Source organism: Candidatus Uabimicrobium helgolandensis, assembly GCF_041508025.1.
Classification (GTDB): domain Bacteria; phylum Planctomycetota; class Uabimicrobiia; order Uabimicrobiales; family Uabimicrobiaceae; genus Uabimicrobium; species Uabimicrobium helgolandensis.
In genome coordinates, this window is sequence record NZ_CP165719.1 from 2,623,123 (window position 1) to 2,639,425 (window position 16,303).

At 35.5% G+C, this 16,303-nt stretch carries 16 protein-coding genes and 1 pseudogene; 12 read left to right on the top strand and 5 right to left on the bottom strand.

Annotation, left to right across the window (positions count from 1 at the left end; translation table 11 throughout):
- Nucleotides 1-68 precede the first annotated feature (68 nt).
- A complete protein-coding gene (locus tag UABHE_RS09495) occupies nt 69-1,613 on the bottom strand; it encodes an RNA-guided endonuclease InsQ/TnpB family protein (protein WP_372370018.1) in 1,545 nt (514 codons plus the stop codon).
- An 18-nt stretch (nt 1,614-1,631) separates the two neighbouring features.
- Nucleotides 1,632-2,225, bottom strand: a complete 594-nt coding sequence (locus tag UABHE_RS09500) for an IS607 family transposase (RefSeq protein WP_372365789.1) — start codon at nt 2,223-2,225, stop codon at nt 1,632-1,634.
- 397 nt (nt 2,226-2,622) lie between these two features.
- On the opposite strand from UABHE_RS09500, the gene UABHE_RS09505 reads away from it, so the two are divergent.
- From UABHE_RS09505 to UABHE_RS09530, 6 genes and pseudogenes are all read left to right on the top strand, one after another.
- Nucleotides 2,623-3,390 (top strand): hypothetical protein, encoded by a 768-nt coding sequence (locus UABHE_RS09505; protein WP_372370019.1) that lies wholly within the window; start codon nt 2,623-2,625, stop codon nt 3,388-3,390.
- A 172-nt stretch (nt 3,391-3,562) separates the two neighbouring features.
- Entirely contained in the window at nt 3,563-4,945 is a 1,383-nt protein-coding gene (locus UABHE_RS09510) for a tetratricopeptide repeat protein (protein WP_372370020.1), read from the top strand.
- An 11-nt stretch (nt 4,946-4,956) separates the two neighbouring features.
- Entirely contained in the window at nt 4,957-5,229 is a 273-nt protein-coding gene (gene rpsT / locus UABHE_RS09515) for a 30S ribosomal protein S20 (protein WP_372370021.1), read from the top strand.
- A gap of 69 nt (nt 5,230-5,298) precedes the next feature.
- Complete coding sequence (locus UABHE_RS09520; protein ID WP_372370022.1) at nt 5,299-5,601, top strand: FmdB family zinc ribbon protein; 303 nt, start codon at nt 5,299-5,301, stop codon at nt 5,599-5,601.
- Nucleotides 5,602-6,492: 891 nt separating this feature from the next.
- Nucleotides 6,493-6,711 carry a reverse transcriptase N-terminal domain-containing protein gene (locus UABHE_RS09525; RefSeq protein ID WP_372370023.1) on the top strand — a complete coding sequence of 73 codons (219 nt, stop codon included), beginning with the start codon at nt 6,493-6,495 and terminating at the stop codon, nt 6,709-6,711.
- Nucleotides 6,704-6,844: pseudogene (locus UABHE_RS09530) on the top strand (transposase); the annotation flags it as partial. The gene UABHE_RS09525 and the pseudogene UABHE_RS09530, both read left to right, overlap by 8 nt.
- Before the next feature lie 122 nt (nt 6,845-6,966).
- Here the strand turns inward: UABHE_RS09530 and UABHE_RS09535 are convergent.
- Nucleotides 6,967-7,182, bottom strand: a complete 216-nt coding sequence (locus UABHE_RS09535; protein ID WP_372370024.1) for a hypothetical protein — start codon at nt 7,180-7,182, stop codon at nt 6,967-6,969.
- A 616-nt stretch (nt 7,183-7,798) separates the two neighbouring features.
- Between UABHE_RS09535 and UABHE_RS09540 the strand changes: the two genes are divergently transcribed.
- The 6 genes from UABHE_RS09540 to UABHE_RS09565 all read left to right on the top strand — a co-directional run bounded on the left by UABHE_RS09540 (nt 7,799) and on the right by UABHE_RS09565 (nt 12,311).
- Nucleotides 7,799-8,308: a transposase gene (locus UABHE_RS09540; RefSeq protein WP_372370025.1), complete on the top strand. Its 510-nt coding sequence runs from the start codon at nt 7,799-7,801 to the stop codon at nt 8,306-8,308.
- An 845-nt stretch (nt 8,309-9,153) separates the two neighbouring features.
- Nucleotides 9,154-9,771 (top strand): transcriptional repressor LexA, encoded by a 618-nt coding sequence (gene lexA, locus UABHE_RS09545; RefSeq protein ID WP_372370026.1) that lies wholly within the window; start codon nt 9,154-9,156, stop codon nt 9,769-9,771.
- 10 nt (nt 9,772-9,781) lie between these two features.
- On the top strand, nt 9,782-10,030 hold the full coding sequence (locus UABHE_RS09550) for a BolA family protein (RefSeq protein ID WP_372370027.1): 249 nt from the start codon (nt 9,782-9,784) through the stop codon (nt 10,028-10,030).
- Between the two features lie 3 nt (nt 10,031-10,033).
- Complete coding sequence (locus UABHE_RS09555; RefSeq protein ID WP_372370028.1) at nt 10,034-10,996, top strand: NAD(P)-dependent oxidoreductase; 963 nt, start codon at nt 10,034-10,036, stop codon at nt 10,994-10,996.
- 227 nt (nt 10,997-11,223) lie between these two features.
- A complete protein-coding gene (locus UABHE_RS09560; protein ID WP_372370029.1) occupies nt 11,224-11,673 on the top strand; it encodes a GNAT family N-acetyltransferase in 450 nt (149 codons plus the stop codon).
- A gap of 53 nt (nt 11,674-11,726) precedes the next feature.
- Nucleotides 11,727-12,311: a metal-dependent hydrolase gene (locus UABHE_RS09565; RefSeq protein WP_372370030.1), complete on the top strand. Its 585-nt coding sequence runs from the start codon at nt 11,727-11,729 to the stop codon at nt 12,309-12,311.
- An 89-nt stretch (nt 12,312-12,400) separates the two neighbouring features.
- On the opposite strand, the gene UABHE_RS09570 is transcribed toward UABHE_RS09565, so the two are convergent.
- Both UABHE_RS09570 and UABHE_RS09575 read right to left on the bottom strand, forming a co-directional pair.
- The gene (locus UABHE_RS09570) at nt 12,401-12,994 is read right to left on the bottom strand and encodes a hypothetical protein (protein ID WP_372370031.1); all 594 of its coding nucleotides are present in this window, start codon (nt 12,992-12,994) and stop codon (nt 12,401-12,403) included.
- Nucleotides 12,995-13,063: 69 nt separating this feature from the next.
- Nucleotides 13,064-16,258, bottom strand: coding sequence for a hypothetical protein (locus UABHE_RS09575; protein ID WP_372370032.1), 3,195 nt, complete (start codon nt 16,256-16,258; stop codon nt 13,064-13,066).
- Between the last annotated feature and the right edge of the window lie 45 nt (nt 16,259-16,303).

The window sequence follows — 16,303 nt, forward strand, 5'->3', positions numbered from 1 at the left end:
TGGTTTAAACAACAACTAATCATAGTTCACGAAAACATGATCAAATATTACATTTAATGAATTTTCATTTAAAAAGGAGTGATCCTTTTGGGGAATACTACTATGCCCTCTATCCCGTTAGCAAAAGCATTCGGGATTGCTTTTCGAATAATATTTGCTGCCCCGTTGATATCAGCATTAAGCAAAATATTTTGTTTAGACCTAAATAGACCTCGTTTAACACGGTGTCCCAAATAATTTTGATGTTTCTTAATCGGTTCACTGTCTAAGAAAGAACATTTAGAAGTGTAACTTTCTTCTTGAATAAGAACTTCAATACCAGCAAGTTGGGCTTTGTAGGTAAGTTGGTTAACAAACTGAGAATGGGGAATAGAAACAAAATTTTGATTATTCCTTTTGCCAATGTTAATCTGTTGCTTCCAATCATCGTTTTTGCCAATAACTAATGTTCCAATACTTTTCTCAACTAGCAATTTAATGATATAGCGACTAGATTGATGAAGGTAGTTGCTAACAACGCAATTTCTTTTGTATGTAAGTTTTTCAATTCTTCTACTAGTTCCTTTGTTACCGATATAAGACATTAAACAAGAACGCTTTTTGTTAAAAAATTGGTTAATCGATTTTAGAGGTCTACCGTTAATCAAGACAGGAGTGAAGTCTTTTTGATTTGAAGTTATAGCCGCTAAGTTGTTTAACCCAATGTCTATTCCAGCGATTTTGTTTTTATCAAGGTTAGGATTAAGAACTTTATGTTTTCCTAATTGTTTGTAACAATCTTCTAATAATAATCTATTGAACTCAAGTAACTTTTCTTCTTTTGGCTTTTGACTTAATATTTGTTTTGTTACTTTTGATAGTGTTACAGAATCAAAAATATCTTTGTTATAAATTTTTGTTTTGATCAAAGAATTCAATTTATCTGCTATTGCTTTTTTTAATAACTTTGCTGGTTTATCGCATTTGTAGTTTTCTATTTTTTCTTGCAATATTTTTGAACACTTTTTTCTCAAATACAATGATATTGGTGTGTCTTTTTGTAGTTCTAAGAGAAATTCCGACGTGATATCTTTTTCTTTGAGTAGATACACTGATTTCTCATAAACAATCTCTATTTTGTACATTCCATATCGAGGAACTATTCTTACCTGTTTGATGTGTTTTTGTTGACATGACAATGTTATGTTACACATTGATAGCTTGATTTTGTTCTTTGTTAATTCTTTTTTGTTTATTGCATCTATTGGGTATAAAACTATATTCCGTCCGTTACTCTTATGTTTATACTTTGGCAATTTTGGTTTTGCCTTGAATTTATTTGGATTGATATTGTATCCTTCTAACCCTCTAAAAAATGATTCGAAGTTTTTGCACAATACTCTTAATATCTGCTGACTTACTTTTGTTGGTAGTGCGTAATAGTCTGGCTCCTTACTTTGTTGTAGCTCTTTTTGAAGATTTTCGTAACCTATAAAACCTTTTCCTGCGAAAAAATTTTGACGCACTACATACAATCCAGCATTATATAGATTTTTTGAACGGAAACTTAAGTCGTCCAGTTCAGAGTATTTTTTATTATTTTTTGTTATATTATGTTTTTCTACGAGCTTCATAATTTTGCTTGAACTCACTTATTTTTCAGTTTTACTCATTTCTTCTTCTAACTCTTTTATAATTTTCTCTGTTCGCCTCTTGTTTCTTCTCAACCCATATAATCTAGCACAAAAAGAAGTAATTATACTTACGAAATCTTGCATCAAGTCCTCTTTATCACCACTTGTTTTGTTTATTACTTCTATTTTTTTATTTTCTTTTGCTAATAATATTTCAATGTAATTTAATCCAAATCTTGCCAAACGATCTTTGTGCTCTACTATTAAAATTTCCCAATCATCTGATTCTAAAATTTTCTTTAATTTTGCTCTCTTATCATTTAATCCAGATCCTATTTCTTTGACTTCTTTTGCTATTTGATAGCCTCTAGCACTTGCATAATCTCTTAGGCGGTTGCACTGAGACTCTAGATTTTTTTTATTTTCTGATGATGATACTCGTGCATAAATGATCACGCTTGGCTTTTCTTCCTTAGCTTTTTTTTCCTTTTCGTCGAAAACAACTATTGTTCCTGACGGGAGTTGTTTTCCTTTTATATAGCCTTTTTGCCAATGACGATAAGCTGTTAAATAAGTTATTGAATTCTTTTTTGCATATTCTGATAGTTTCATTACTTTATTATACTTTAGTTTTTCTTTTCGACAAGAACAATTTGATATTTTTTGATAATATTTGATATTGATTTATGTTAAACTTTACTATACCTGTTTAAAATTATCAACCTAAAACAGCGCTCATACCTGTTTAAAATTATCAATTTAAAACAGCGCTCATACCTCAAAAATTTCAAAGATAGCTCTCTTGTACAGAATCGAAATTCTTTTGTACCTGACTCTACCGTTTTCGGTAGCTATAGACTCCAATTTGATAAGCAAATTAACCTTCTAATAGTTTTGACTTTCTATTCGCTTTGTGTTAGATTGATAATCTTTATGTCGCGTTAACACGCTACCTGCCCATATAATCTCTAAGAATCATGAATTTTGTGTTAATAAAGGAATACGCCAAATGAGGCTACTAGTTACAATTTTATTTATGTCTATCTTACTAGTTTCTTGTGTATCTACACAAGTAGATAATGATGCTTCGGATGTTAACAATTCTCAAAGCGATACTACAAACAACGATAACCAAACTAGTGACAATACAAATAGCGATAATACAAACAGCGATAATACAAATAACAATGATAATATAGACAATTCAAGTAATAATGACAATACAGACAACATTATAAATAACGATACAAACAACAATAATCAGCAAACATATATACCTCCTCAACCATCTACTATGGAAGAAAACGTTCTTAGTAGTTCAAACATCAATGAATTGATTGTTGCTGATGGCGACGACGAAGATTGGGAAAAATTTCGCGAAGCTTATATTGTTCAGTACTTAAAGGACTTTAGGCTAGTTCCTGGTTCTCTAAATAAAGAAATGCCAAAAGAAGTTCTTGAATATTTAAACAAGGGCTATGGAATGTATCGTACACCTATAACTGGCATCGAGAAAGAAGTTGAGTACGGTTTTCTTTCTGCGCGTGCTAAAGATGTAGATGGTTTAGAGAAACATTTGAGTGTGATGGCCTCACAAGGAAAAGGAAAAGACTACTATTCTCTTGCTTATATAGCTGCTTGGGCATATGCCAAGAATGGCGCGAAAGACAAAGCGCAAACACTAGTACAAAAAGAAAATTTAATCAATAATGTACCAGCATTCGGTCTTGATGTTCCACAAGAAGATTTACAAAATTTGCAAGCAAGTATACAGTAGAACATTATTTACATAAAATAAGCCATAATAAGCTTATAGTTTTATTTTGCAAAAGCGCAGAAAACATTGTATTATAAACGAAATAAGCAGGGAAAATTTACCAAATTATTTCTGTTATTGTAGAGCTTGGTATATGCTAAAACAAAATCTTTCGCTTTAGAAAGGTGAGGACGTGTCGGAACAAATTAAAAAACTTTATAAAAGGACAGAAGAAGCCTTAAAAAGAAATAACTATGACCTTGCAATTGAACTTCTAAAAAATCAAATTTTGAAATTTACTCCCAACGACGTAAAAGCCCGTAAACTTCTCCGTGCTACAGTAAAGAAAAAACACCAGGCTCATGGTGCGCCAACAAAAGGACAGGCAATGTCCAAAGGTATAGGTGCACAAGCAAAGTTAAAATTTGCACAAATGCGCAAAAAATGGGATACGGTTATAGAAGAATCTGAAAATTATCTGCTACATGATCCTACAAATGTCCCAGTTCTATTTGCACTGGGAGAAGCTTGTATGCACTCTGGGCATACAGATACTGCTATTTTTGTTTTTGAAGATCTTTATTCTATAGACTCAAGTCACGTAAAAAGTTTGGTTAAACTTAGCGAAGTACATAAAAACTTGGGTAATTACGACAAAGCTATATTTTATTGCCAAAAAGCGGCAAAATTAAGTCCTACAGATGGCGATATTTCAAGAGAAGTAAAGCGTATTGCGGCAATGAAGACTACCAATACGTATACCGAAGCAAAAAGCTCTCGCGACTTGATTAAAGATAAAGATAAAGCTAATATTTTAGAAAAACTCAATCAGAAAATACGCTCAAAAGAAGACGCAGAACAAGTCATTGCAATCATAAAAAGACAATTGCAAGAAGAACCAGAAAACAAAAAATTAATTCGCGATTTGGCAGAAAAATACCTCATTTTCGCGAAATACGACCCATCTGGTTACGACCAAGCTGGTGAGCTTCTTCAAAAATATCTAGAACTAGATCCTACAAATTTTGATACAAAATACAAAATTGCGACTTGCAAAATTGACAAACTAAACATGCAAATAGATATACTGCAAAAAAAGCAAAAGAAAAATCCTCAAGACGCAAACATCGCTCAACAGGCAAAACAATTAAAGAAAAAGAAACTTTCTACAGAAGTAGAAGAATACAGAGTTCTAGTAGAAGAGCGTCCAACAGAATCAGAGTTACGTTATAGACTAGGAAAAGCATTGTTTCAATTAAAGCAGTTTGATGAAGCGATTGCTAACTTCCAACAAGCTATTCAGTCACCAGGATTGAGAGTGGAAGCTCTTAATTACATGGGACAAGCATTTCTCCACAAACAGAACTATTCTTTGGCAGAAGCACAGTTTAAAAGCGCATTAGAAGGTCTTGCTTCTAGCCATAAAGCATATAAAACACTGTTGTATAGTTTAGGTGTTGTCTATGAATCTGCAGATAAAAAAGCAGAGGCAATCAATACCTTCACATCTTTAATGAACATTGACATCCAGTACAAAGATGTTAGTGCTAGATTAGATAAACTAAGAGTATCATAAAAGGAAAAGTAATGCCTAATATTCAATCAGCAAAAAAAAGAATGCGTCAAAATGAAAAGCGTCGCGTCCACAACAAAAGCATTAAATCGTCAGTAAAAACACAAATTAAAAACTTCACCACCCTTATCGAAAAAGGTGACGCTGAAGAAGCAAAAAAAGCGTTGCCACAGGTAACTAGTCAGCTTGATAAAGCGTGGCAAAAAGGAATCTACCACAAGAATTATGTTGCTAGAAAAAAATCTTCTTTGCACAAAAAGCTAAGCCAAGTTGCTGTTGCAGAGTAAATTTTTATAAGAAGAATAGACTCTTAAAGGCGAGCAAAATCCTTAAGAACTATTTATTTGGAGCATAAAATGCCAACATATTCTTATGAATGCCAATCTTGCAAACATGTATTCGATTCTTTTCAATATATGAGTGAAGATCCTTTAAAAGATTGTCCTAAGTGTGAAGAAAAAAGCACATTAAAAAGACTTATTGGTCCAGGAGCAGGATTTATATTTAAAGGGGAAGGTTTTTACATAACTGACTATCGCAGTAAATCTTATAAAGATAAAGCAAAGTCAGAATCAGGATCATCTTCATCATCTTCATCATCTGAAACATCGAATACATCTAGTACTAATTCTTCTAGTGCAAGCAGTTCTGATTCGTAAAATAAAGCCCTTTATTGTACATAATAAAGGGCTTTATTTTTTTACTCTTTAATTTTATCTAATGCTTCCTGAAGAACCTGGAATAGCATGACACACCTGTAAGTTTCCAAAATTGAAACAGTTTTAACTGCCACCGAGCCCATCCTAACCAAAGCAAGTAGGAAAAAACTACTCCTCCCAACGATTATCTATAGAAACTCCTTCTATAAAAACAGAAACAATAGGCTTTAAGTCTATAGCATCGCAATCTATTTTTACTGTTGTACATTTTAATCTAACTAAGTGACTTGACAAAAGTAGTTACCCACTCAGTGCAGGTCTTTATTTTTATAGCGAGGCGCGACGATGGCGCACAGCCGTAGCTGCGTAACTCAGGAGCAACAAAGCTAGAAAATTAAAGAACAAAATGCCAATGGGTAAATACTTTTGGCAGGTCACTTAATAAGTGAGTCGTAAAAAGTTTTTGAGCACGTTTCAAGTCAGTGTAGAATTTGAGTGTCAGAGCAAGGAGAGACTGAGAGGCACATAACTGTAGCTATGTAACCGAAGGCTCAACGCCGCTATGATACTCAAAGGCAAGCTGCGTGCTCTTAAAAGGATCTGGGCCTGAACCAAAATGGTATAGATCAACAAGAACACAGGCGGATCATTTCTGTGTTAGTAGTTCTTAGATCTCGGGGTACAGGCTGCACCTAACCCAAATCGTATGTGTTTTCTATAGTAACTCAGGGTATGCTGTACCGGTTACAAAAATAACTAGAGCAACCGCGAGGTTGTTTGAGTTGGGACAGAATACAGGATCAAAGCCAAGCGAAAGCCCGTCTGTAACAGACGAGGATAGGAATTGAGGTAAAACCAACATCATTCCCATCGTAAGGATGGCTGAAGCCGATGTGGTGTTTAACTGGTAATATCATTGAAGTTAACAGTTTATTGGAGAAAGGCGTGGTCTCTAGAAGAGCCAGCTCCAGAGTTATTTACGATCGTGGTCGTCAAGTATCTGCATGGGCAAACATTGACTGGAAACGAACACAATATAATGTCAGAAGGCTTCAAGCACGAATTACCAAGGCAGCGCAAGCCAAAAAATGGCGTCAGCCACCTTCATAAATCTCGCCATCTGATAGAAAATCTATTCTGCAAACTCAAGCAATATCGAGCTATTGTTACGCGGTACGATAAAACTGCTCAGAATTTTTTAGCGGCTGTATACTTAGTTTCTTGCATTATTTGGCTTCATTAGCTTGAATGATGACAGGCCCTAAATACAGACATAAAAAAAGAGGAGAATAGATCTCCTCTAGAAGAAAAAACATTATAGCTCCAGCTACTTATAGCCTTCAATTGCTAAAACATATTTATTTTTTACATAATAACCATATTAATATTTTGTTGTATCCAATCGAAAATCTTTTCCCGCTCTTGTGTTGTGAGTTGTTTATCATTTGTCAGTAAATCGAAAAATTTTTCTTTCTTTTTTTGGATTGCCATAGCACATATCTGATATTTGTATTCTTCTGCTATAGATCTATTAATTAAATTAAACTCATCTCTTGAATTTGTAGATTCTATACACAACATCTCGCACCCCCTACACAATACTCAAATAGTCCGCAAAATATAAATCTCACTTTAAGAAAATTCTTTCCTGGGAACACTACCACACCCCCCGTGTTGTTGAGTCCCACCTGAACATTACCTAGTCAATCTTACAAGATTATACGACTAACTTACTGTAAATGCAAACACAAAATACGGTTTTTTTACGGTATCTAAACAAGAATTAATTCTCATAAGTACTATCACAATATTATCAGAAAAAAAATTCTTATCACCCAAAGTTTTGTTGTTGATAAAATAAAGCTGTTAGAAGACAGAGGTGCTAAAGTCTAGTTTTTATAGTGGAAGTGGTATAGGGCTTCTGCATAAAACTTAAAATAAAAGAAGTATCATCCTTATTTTTCAAGCCTGATCCCGGCTTGCATGCTTGAAGTAAGGTAAGTTACTCATATTCAAATATTTGTGTTGGTTTTGGTCTAGCTCCGAAGGAGCGCAATATTTCAGCTTAGTTCGACAACTTTTGTCATAGGTCACTTTTAACATGTTCTAAATCAAGACTTTATGCCCGCCGCAAGATTATTATTTCAACTGGAACAAGTCGTTATTGCTATATAATCTTCTGAAAAAGACATAGCAAATGAAACACTATTGGACTTTGATTACTTCTTGTTCATCAGATCGCTGTATTGGAAGTAATGGCCCCAAAGCATCAAGGCTCCCAGGAAAGAAAGTTTGGAAGCAGTTTCATCCACAACATCTTTGTTGTGCTAGACAACTTAATTTCGTAGCTCATACAGGAATCAACTTAAGAAGTCAGCTAAAGTTGCAATCTCAACAATTACCGCATTTTTACGGATATGCGAAAAAGCAACTACGTATCTCTACTCTTGACGATGCTAACGTTGTCATGTCTCATAAATTAAAATCTCTTAGCCAACTATTGCACCTTACTCCAGTTAAGTTCCTTCTTTGTTCCAATCTTGAGTTTACACCTGAGAAAATTATTACTTACTATTTTTCACGATGGGAAATTGAAACTTTTTTTCGCGAACAAAAGTCTGATTTTGCTTTTTGCGATTTTCAAGCTTGGGATCCTACTTCTTGTTATCGTTTCATCTTCCATCTTACCTTTACGATGGGAAATTGAAATTTTTTTTCGCGAACAAAAGTCTGATTTTGCTTTTTGCGATTTTCAAGCTTGGGATCCTACTTCTTGTTATCGTTTCATCTTCCATCTTACTATGGCATTTAACTTTCTTCAGTTCTTTCGAATTTCGCTTATTGAATCTCCTGATTATAATCTTATTTATCCTCAGGAATCTTTGCTTTTCATTCGTACTCGTAAACTTAAGGAGTCTCTACACAAAGTTACTTTTGCTGAACAAATCCAATACTTCTATGAAAGAATGCAAACTTCTTATGGAATCAGAAGGCTTCAAAGTTCTTTTTTTGCTCTTGATATGCCTTTAAAGTCTTTTTCTATTTTTACTAATTTTCAAAGAACAAGCAGGTTGTGACCCATTTCATTTTTTCTCTTTACTTTGTATTTACTTTGTTATAACAGTTTTTTTTACTTTTTGTTCAACACTATAGGTCACAGTCACGACAATTTTAATTGATGACACGCCCTAGTACTACAGTTGTAACTAAGTACAGTTCCTTATTTTTCGGTGTTTCTAGCTGTTTACAAATAACAGTGTTTTTTGCTATTTGAGAAGAGCTATCGATAAAATAAGACCTACAGAGTGTCTAATTTTTATAGCTACCTATTTGTTATTTTAATTACAACTGTAGTACTAGTGTAAATTATCTAATTTTATCTCTATATAAACATTATTAATATAAATAATTTCCGTTAGATAACAGTATTTTTCTAGTATAAAAATAGTATTTTTTTGTATGCGATCTAAAATTTGCCTTGATATCATTGGTACTTACGGGTATATTGAATAAGATATATACTATTTAGTTACATTTACAAAGGATTATAAAATGAGGATAACTCCAAAACAAAAAGCTCTTTTGACATTTGTCTGCAATTTTACCGCTGAAAACGGTTATGCACCTAGTCAAAGAGAGATCGCTGACCATTTCGGTTGGAAGTCTTTGGGAACTGTCCAAGATTATCTCAAGAAACTAGAGGCAAAAGGGGTTTTGAAAAAAGAATGGAACGCGAGACGCGCAATAGAAGTTGATCATCGTTTCGTTGAAAATTTCATGATTCCGAAAGAATCGGTTTCTGTACCTCTCTTGGGAAAAATTGCAGCTGGACGCCCTATCGAAGCAATTATTAGTTCGGAAAAACGCATACCAGTTCCAAAAGAAATGGTTAGTAATGGTAGTTTCTACGCTCTTACCGTAGAAGGAAATTCGATGATTGAGGACGGTATTTTTGAAGGCGACTATATTGTTGTTCGTCGTCAACAAAATGCTGAAAACGGCGAAATGGTAGTTGCTCTTGTTGATAATAGCGCTACTGTGAAACGCATGTATCGTCAAAAAAGTCGTATAGAGCTTCGCCCAGCAAACGAAACGATGAAATCGTTTTATGTAAAACCGCATGAGCTTAAAGTACAAGGAATTGTTGTTGGTCTATATCGTAAATATTAAAGAGTAAAAAATGTATGCAGAGTATATGAAGAAACAATTGGAAGAGGCTTTTTCTCCCACGGAATTAGAAATTATAGATGAAAGTTATAAACATGTAGGTCATAAAGGTGCTGGAAAAGGCGGCCACTATAAAGTGCGTATTGTTGCAGAATCCTTTGCTGACAAAAGCAGAATAGAAAAGCACCGCATGATATACAAAGTCTTTGATGATGATATTCCAGATAAAATCCACGCTCTTGCTATAAATGCAAGTAGTTAGAGTATGAGTACCTTACATGTTCATATGTTGTATAAACCAGAGCAACCTTACTATGATTATTTTATAAAAAATTTAGATAAAACTATTCATATTAGTTTTGGTTTAGAACCTGAGGTCACTAATTACAGCATATTAATTAGTGGCCGACCTCCCGAAAAACTCCTTGCCAAAAGTAAAAACCTGTGCTCTTTAATCATTCCTTTTTCTGGTATTCCTCACGAAACAAGCGTTATTCTAAAAAAATTCTCACAGATAAAACTCCACAACATCCATCATAATGCGACTATTACCGCTGAAATGGCAATTGCTTTAATGATGTCAACAGCGAAAAAAATTGTCACTATAGATAAACAGTTTCGCACTCATAATTGGCAAGGTCGAATGACTCCTTCTCCTCTTTTATCACAAAAAAATGTACTCATTTTGGGATATGGAGCAATTGGTAAACGCGTAGCTCGTATTTGTAGTGCGTTAGAGATGAAAGTAACTGCTGTTCGTAGAACAAAAGGCTACAATGACAATGGTATTGTCGTTCACAATATAGGTGATATCGATGAATTAATTCCTAGGTCGCAAGTGGTTATTATTTGTTTACCACAAACACCAAAGACTACCAATTTACTAGACAGTGTACGTCTTAATGCATTACCATCCCAAGCAATCATTGTAAATATAGGACGGGCAGTTGTTATCAATGAGAAAGCGTTATACACAGCTCTATGTGAACGAAGGCTTTTTGCTGGTCTTGACGTTTGGTATAATTACCCCAAGAAAAATCAAATGAAAGACTTTCTTCCAGCGAATTTTCCATTTCACGAACTTAATAATGTTGTTATGAGTCCACATCGTGCAGGCAGATGTGATGAAGTAGAATTTTTACGCATGGATCACCTAATTCATTTGTTAAATACTAAAGCCTCTGGCAAAAAAATGCCAAATGAAATAGATATAAATCGCGGATACTAAGGCGTTGCGACGTTTTAAATTTTAAATCGTTCCCGATCTGATCCCATTTCCAAAAATAAAAGACCTTGCCTGATTTATAATTTTGCCTGTTTACTTTAAAAGAATAGAAAGTTTACAGTACTTACCAAAATAGAATTTTTCGGAATCATAATCTATATTTTTACTCGCTAAGTTCTATTATTTTAGTTATTCTTTTAAATGTCAATCCCCCTAATCAAGGAATTATTATGAATATTCGCAGAGCACTATTAACAGATTATGAAGCTATTGTATTTGGAAATTGCGCAATGGCAATAGAAACAGAAGACAAATCGTTAGATAAAGAGAGAGTAACAAAAGGGGTAAAATCTATTCTCGAAGACGATACTAAAGGTTTCTACATAGTCGCAGAAGATAATGGAGTAGTTGTTGGACAGCTAATGATTACTTACGAATGGAGCGACTGGCGTAACGGTACATTTTGGTGGATTCAAAGCGTGTATATCGTCAAGGAGTATCGTCGTCGGGGAATTTATTCTCAACTGTATAGTTATATTAAAGAGAATTGCAAAAATCATGGTGTATGTGGAATACGTTTATATGTTGACAAAAACAACGACATAGCGCGAACTACATATCAAAAACTAGGTATGGAATGTTGCCATTATGATTTAATGGAAGAAGATTTTACACTGTGAAAATATATTTTTTTTAATTATCATTTAAAATTTGCTAAAGGAGGGCTTAACTGATGTGTACTTTCTTTACTCATTCGTTTTCAGCAGTTGTTATGGGAAAGATTATTTTTAGAGAAAAAATGTCAAAGCGATTTTGGTTTGCTGCTATGATTTGCGCATCTATTCCCGATGCTGATGTCATCGGTTTAAAATTCGGCATTGAATATGGTCATCTCCTTGGGCATCGCGGTTTTACGCACTCTATCTTTTTTGCAATATTCTTGGCTCTTCTTGTTGTTTGCATTGATTTTAAACAAATAAGACACTATACAAAACAGTGGTGGAAAATGATATTGTTCTTTTTTGCCATTATCTCTTCCCATGGTATTCTCGACGCAATGACAGACGGTGGACTAGGAATTGCCTTCTTTTCTCCATTTGATGAGACTCGTTACTTTTTACCTTGGCGTCCTATTCTTGTTCCACCTCTTGGCATTGGAGCTTTTTTTTCCGAGTGGGGACTAGAAACAATGGTCAGTGAAATAAAACTTGTGTGGTTACCGTTAATTTTATTATGGGGAAGTGTTAGTTTATGTCGAAAATTTGTCTGGAAAAATAACTCTCCAGATTTATCGGTAGAACAAAATATCTCAGAATAGCTAACCGAAAAAACCCTATTTTTGATTAGAGCGTGTTACCAATTAGGTCAATGAATTGGTGACACGCCCAAGATAAACGCTGTTCCGTTTTATTTACGAACGCCTAACATCAAACTACTCCACTCTTTGGTAACCCATCTCCCATTGTAATTGTGAACAGTAACAGGACGAGCATTATCTGCGCCATTGCAATTCGTCATTATTTTTAAGCTTCCCTGCCCTTGCTCGCTACGAGGAGTTGTATAAGTAGTTATAGTAAAGGGCAAAGTTACGTCATACTGTGGAGCAGTCGTGCCCTTGAAGTAACTTTGTAAAATGTAACGTTTGTTGCGGACACGATCTTTTAATCGTTGTAAATCAATATTTCGAATCTGTATGCCATTCACTCCTTTTTGGCCAGGATTTTGTTGTGTAGGACTGACAATTATAGACATTGCTTTTTGGCCAAAATCTTGATCTTCAGCATAAATCCACATTGCTAAAATAGTCATAGCAACAGCTCCTTGTGAATTATTGTGTTTCTCACATAACTTTGCAAATTCATCGATATTTTTTGGAATAGCGGTAATAGATACTTGTGGTAGGTTTTTGTTGCTCAAAACTTGTGGAAAAGAATTACTTAGAATTTGTGGAGACTCGCAACTACAAAGAAATAATAGTGCAATCAATATTGCGGTTTTCATAAAGTGCTCCTGAAAAAATGTTATTCTAATCAAAGTGGTATAAACCGCGAGCATAGGCCCGCGGAAAATTTATTTCACCGGAATGCGTACAGGCTTTTTGCCACCTTCAATTCCATCAACAGTTACAGTTACATAAATTACAGGATCAGGAGAAACAGAACTTATACGAAGACGCGCTGTATATTTATTTCCCTGACCCTTTTTAGCAAATTGACCATTTGTTCTTTTTTCATACCAAGTAATTTTTCCTTTGGGAACGCTTGCGGTTATTTTAACTTGTATGCTTTTCGAACTAAAACCCTGTGGTCTTGTGATAGCAGAGATAGGAGCGATCATCAGTCCACTATTTGGGTCGAAATTTTTGGTACTGTTCCAATGGGCAATATAGTTTGACTCAATAGGAGCTTCCGCGAGATCATTAATGTTTATTCCTGCATAATCGAAAAGACCAGCGAAATAAATATCATCACCATCCGCAAAATGACAAACATCTGAAGAAATCACTTGCGATCGTCCTTTACGTAGTAGTCCTCCACCAAATGGCTTTAATTCTCCTGTTTTGATATCGAGAATTGCAGCTCCGTGAAGTGGTTGCCACGAGTTGTCAAAATGAAAACCTCCAGAAAGCAGCAAATGACGTTTATCAATAAATGTCATTTGAAAAATATCGCGCGACACACCTCCTACTTTCGTACACCCTGTCCATTTATTAGTTTTTGCATCTAATTTAGCAATGCCAAATGTCTCTTTTCGTTCAACAACAGGTAAGTGATTATCAACGATAGCGAGTGTACCGCCAACATAAAGGTTTCCAGCTTTGTCCATTGTCATGCAGCGGATCCGCGGAAAGCCAGCCGCTAAAAATCCGCGGTATAGTTCAGGTTTTGCCACAAGCCCTGGTAGACCTTTAGGATAATGTTTTTTATCTAATGCACTTAAACCGATAAAGGTTCCTTCGCCAACAGGTCCCCAATCATTTGTTTTGTAATTCCACTTCGCAATGTTATAGAGCATTCGCTTGTTAGAAGAAACACGTCCATAGTAATTAAACGTCCCACCAAGATATATATCAGATGGTGAAACACTTTCGTCTATGTAAATAGAATCAATGACAAGAACTGGCTTTGTCGGCATTTCTGCCATCAGCATGCGCCCCATGGGGTGATATACATTATTTTTGTCTATGCGGATTACTTGCCCTATCGCTTTTGGAGAAGAATAGCTAGAATTCTCTAAGCCACCGCGCGAACCAACTAAATACAAATCTCCGGTTTTGTTGTCCCATGCGATGTCATTGACAGGACTACCGCGATTTGGATCAGAGTTACCAAAAACATCTTTACCATTTTCAGTTTTACCTGTTAGTGGACTCCATTTTTTTGTAGAGAGGTCATATATAGCGATGCCAGCATAATTACTAATCGAACCATAAATCCATAGTTTACCGTTCTTTAATTTCATACCCTTTGGTGGACTGCCAACACCAGTAATATTTTTACCTTTTTCTACAGCAATACCTTGCCAGCCAGACTTAAGAGAATGTTGCCATACATGCCAATATTCTCCCCTTATAGCTTCCCATCTTCCACAGAAATACAGAACACCTTCGTATTTAATCACTCCTGTAATGTTAGGAGTCCCCGTTCCATCGTCCATGCCTGTTTTTGCAGACATTTGCGATATTTTTCCACGGGCACGAGCAGGCTTAGGGAAAGCGCGTGACCAGTGCTCATTGCCTGTCGACCATGTTGCTGTTGGCGTTTGAAAAACCTGCGATTTCTTAGCTTTTTTCGGTAGCTTTGCAGGATTTTTGTCAAAATTAATATCCTCGTTCCATCTCGCAATGTACCAAGATTCAAAGGCTTTATCTTTACTACTTCGCCCTGTTCTTTGTGCGCCAATATAATTAAAATCACCAACAAAATACACATCATTATTATAAGTCGTTAAACGGCATTCAGGCATAGATCTTCCGGCAAGACCACTACCTAATTGCGCCCAAGTATTTGTCGCAGGATCAAAACTCATTGCCATATGTGCAGCATCACCATTTTGAAAACCCTTTATTTTAGGCCCACCAAATGCCCCAGCAAAATATATCTTGCCATTATTTGCTTTAGCAATGCTGTAAACTTCGCGACCAACACCACCTTTACCTGTAGGATCAATCCACATTTGTTTGCTGCGATCCCATTTGGCAATGCCTTTAAATTTTTGCGATGACCCTTTGCCTTGAGAAAAAGCACCGACTATCCAAATGTCTTTGCCATCAACTAAAAAATCTAGTACACGCACAGAATCAAAATACTTGAAGTCTGCTGAGCGTTGCAAAATCATATCTTTGGCATTTGGCCCCAACTTACGTGCAATTTTATTTGGATATGTAGTCCACCCTTTTCCTTGTTGCCAATGAGCAAATCCAGTAGAGTATTTTGCGGTACTGCTTTTTAAAACAGGATTGAGTCCGTTGCCAGCAGTGTAATGGAACTTTCCACCTACATATATGGTAGAAGGAGTGGTGCTATTATCGACAAAAATTTTGTAGATAGCTGGCTTGCTTCCTCCTACTCCAGGAACAAGAGGCTCAAGTGAATTTGTGTCAAAGTCATAACGATGAATTTGTGAAGAAACTGGCATTTTACGCGACTCTTTGCCTTTGATACCACCAAAAGTTCCTCCCATATAAAGATCGTTACCTTTGCGATCGTAAGCTAAACAATATATAGCGCCACCACCGCCGTTACCATTGTATTGAAAGCTTCCAAGAGGTTTCCATTTATTAGCCGATGGTTCTTTGGGATCGTATATCGCCAATGCACCAACACGGTGGTACATTACCCCACCAGGATTATCGATACGGGTAAATTCCCCAGCGACCACTAGTCGTCCATCAGGTAACCACAAAAAGTCATTGATCTTCCCATCAGGGCCAACACCCCCTTGGGCAGAATGAAAATGACATATCGGCTCATACCCATAATCGGACGACCACGACCATAAATACCAATAATCGTTGAGTTGACGTTTGTTAATATTCCAGCCGCTTGCTCCACTTTCCCATGCGCCACAAATATACAATTTTCCATCGTGCCATTTAGCCTTGCGAAAAATAGGTTTATTGGTGGCGTCTGACATACCAGTAGAAGGCAACATTTTGTTCGATGATTTAGGTTTTTTGAATTGTTTTGACCAGTGTTTGTCGTCACTGTAAATATTCGTAGATAAAATAATCAATAACAACAAGATGATTGATTTTGTTTTCATAATAAATTCCTTTCTATAACTACCAGAGATTTCTCAACTGAGTTG

Excerpts from the sequence above, each read along its gene's own strand:
- UABHE_RS09535 (WP_372370024.1), bottom strand. The coding sequence starts at position 7,182 with ATGTTGTGTATAGAATCTACAAATTCAAGAGATGAGTTTAATTTAATT.
- UABHE_RS09525 (WP_372370023.1), top strand. The coding sequence starts at position 6,493 with ATGTGGTGTTTAACTGGTAATATCATTGAAGTTAACAGTTTATTGGAG.
- lexA (WP_372370026.1), top strand. The coding sequence starts at position 9,154 with ATGAGGATAACTCCAAAACAAAAAGCTCTTTTGACATTTGTCTGCAAT.
- UABHE_RS09575 (WP_372370032.1), bottom strand. The coding sequence starts at position 16,258 with ATGAAAACAAAATCAATCATCTTGTTGTTATTGATTATTTTATCTACG.
- UABHE_RS09560 (WP_372370029.1), top strand. The coding sequence starts at position 11,224 with ATGAATATTCGCAGAGCACTATTAACAGATTATGAAGCTATTGTATTT.
- UABHE_RS09495 (WP_372370018.1), bottom strand. The coding sequence starts at position 1,613 with ATGAAGCTCGTAGAAAAACATAATATAACAAAAAATAATAAAAAATAC.
- rpsT (WP_372370021.1), top strand. The coding sequence starts at position 4,957 with ATGCCTAATATTCAATCAGCAAAAAAAAGAATGCGTCAAAATGAAAAG.
- UABHE_RS09555 (WP_372370028.1), top strand. The coding sequence starts at position 10,034 with ATGAGTACCTTACATGTTCATATGTTGTATAAACCAGAGCAACCTTAC.
- UABHE_RS09540 (WP_372370025.1), top strand. The coding sequence starts at position 7,799 with ATGAAACACTATTGGACTTTGATTACTTCTTGTTCATCAGATCGCTGT.
- UABHE_RS09505 (WP_372370019.1), top strand. The coding sequence starts at position 2,623 with ATGAGGCTACTAGTTACAATTTTATTTATGTCTATCTTACTAGTTTCT.
- UABHE_RS09520 (WP_372370022.1), top strand. The coding sequence starts at position 5,299 with ATGCCAACATATTCTTATGAATGCCAATCTTGCAAACATGTATTCGAT.
- UABHE_RS09500 (WP_372365789.1), bottom strand. The coding sequence starts at position 2,225 with ATGAAACTATCAGAATATGCAAAAAAGAATTCAATAACTTATTTAACA.
- UABHE_RS09565 (WP_372370030.1), top strand. The coding sequence starts at position 11,727 with ATGTGTACTTTCTTTACTCATTCGTTTTCAGCAGTTGTTATGGGAAAG.
- UABHE_RS09570 (WP_372370031.1), bottom strand. The coding sequence starts at position 12,994 with ATGAAAACCGCAATATTGATTGCACTATTATTTCTTTGTAGTTGCGAG.
- UABHE_RS09550 (WP_372370027.1), top strand. The coding sequence starts at position 9,782 with ATGTATGCAGAGTATATGAAGAAACAATTGGAAGAGGCTTTTTCTCCC.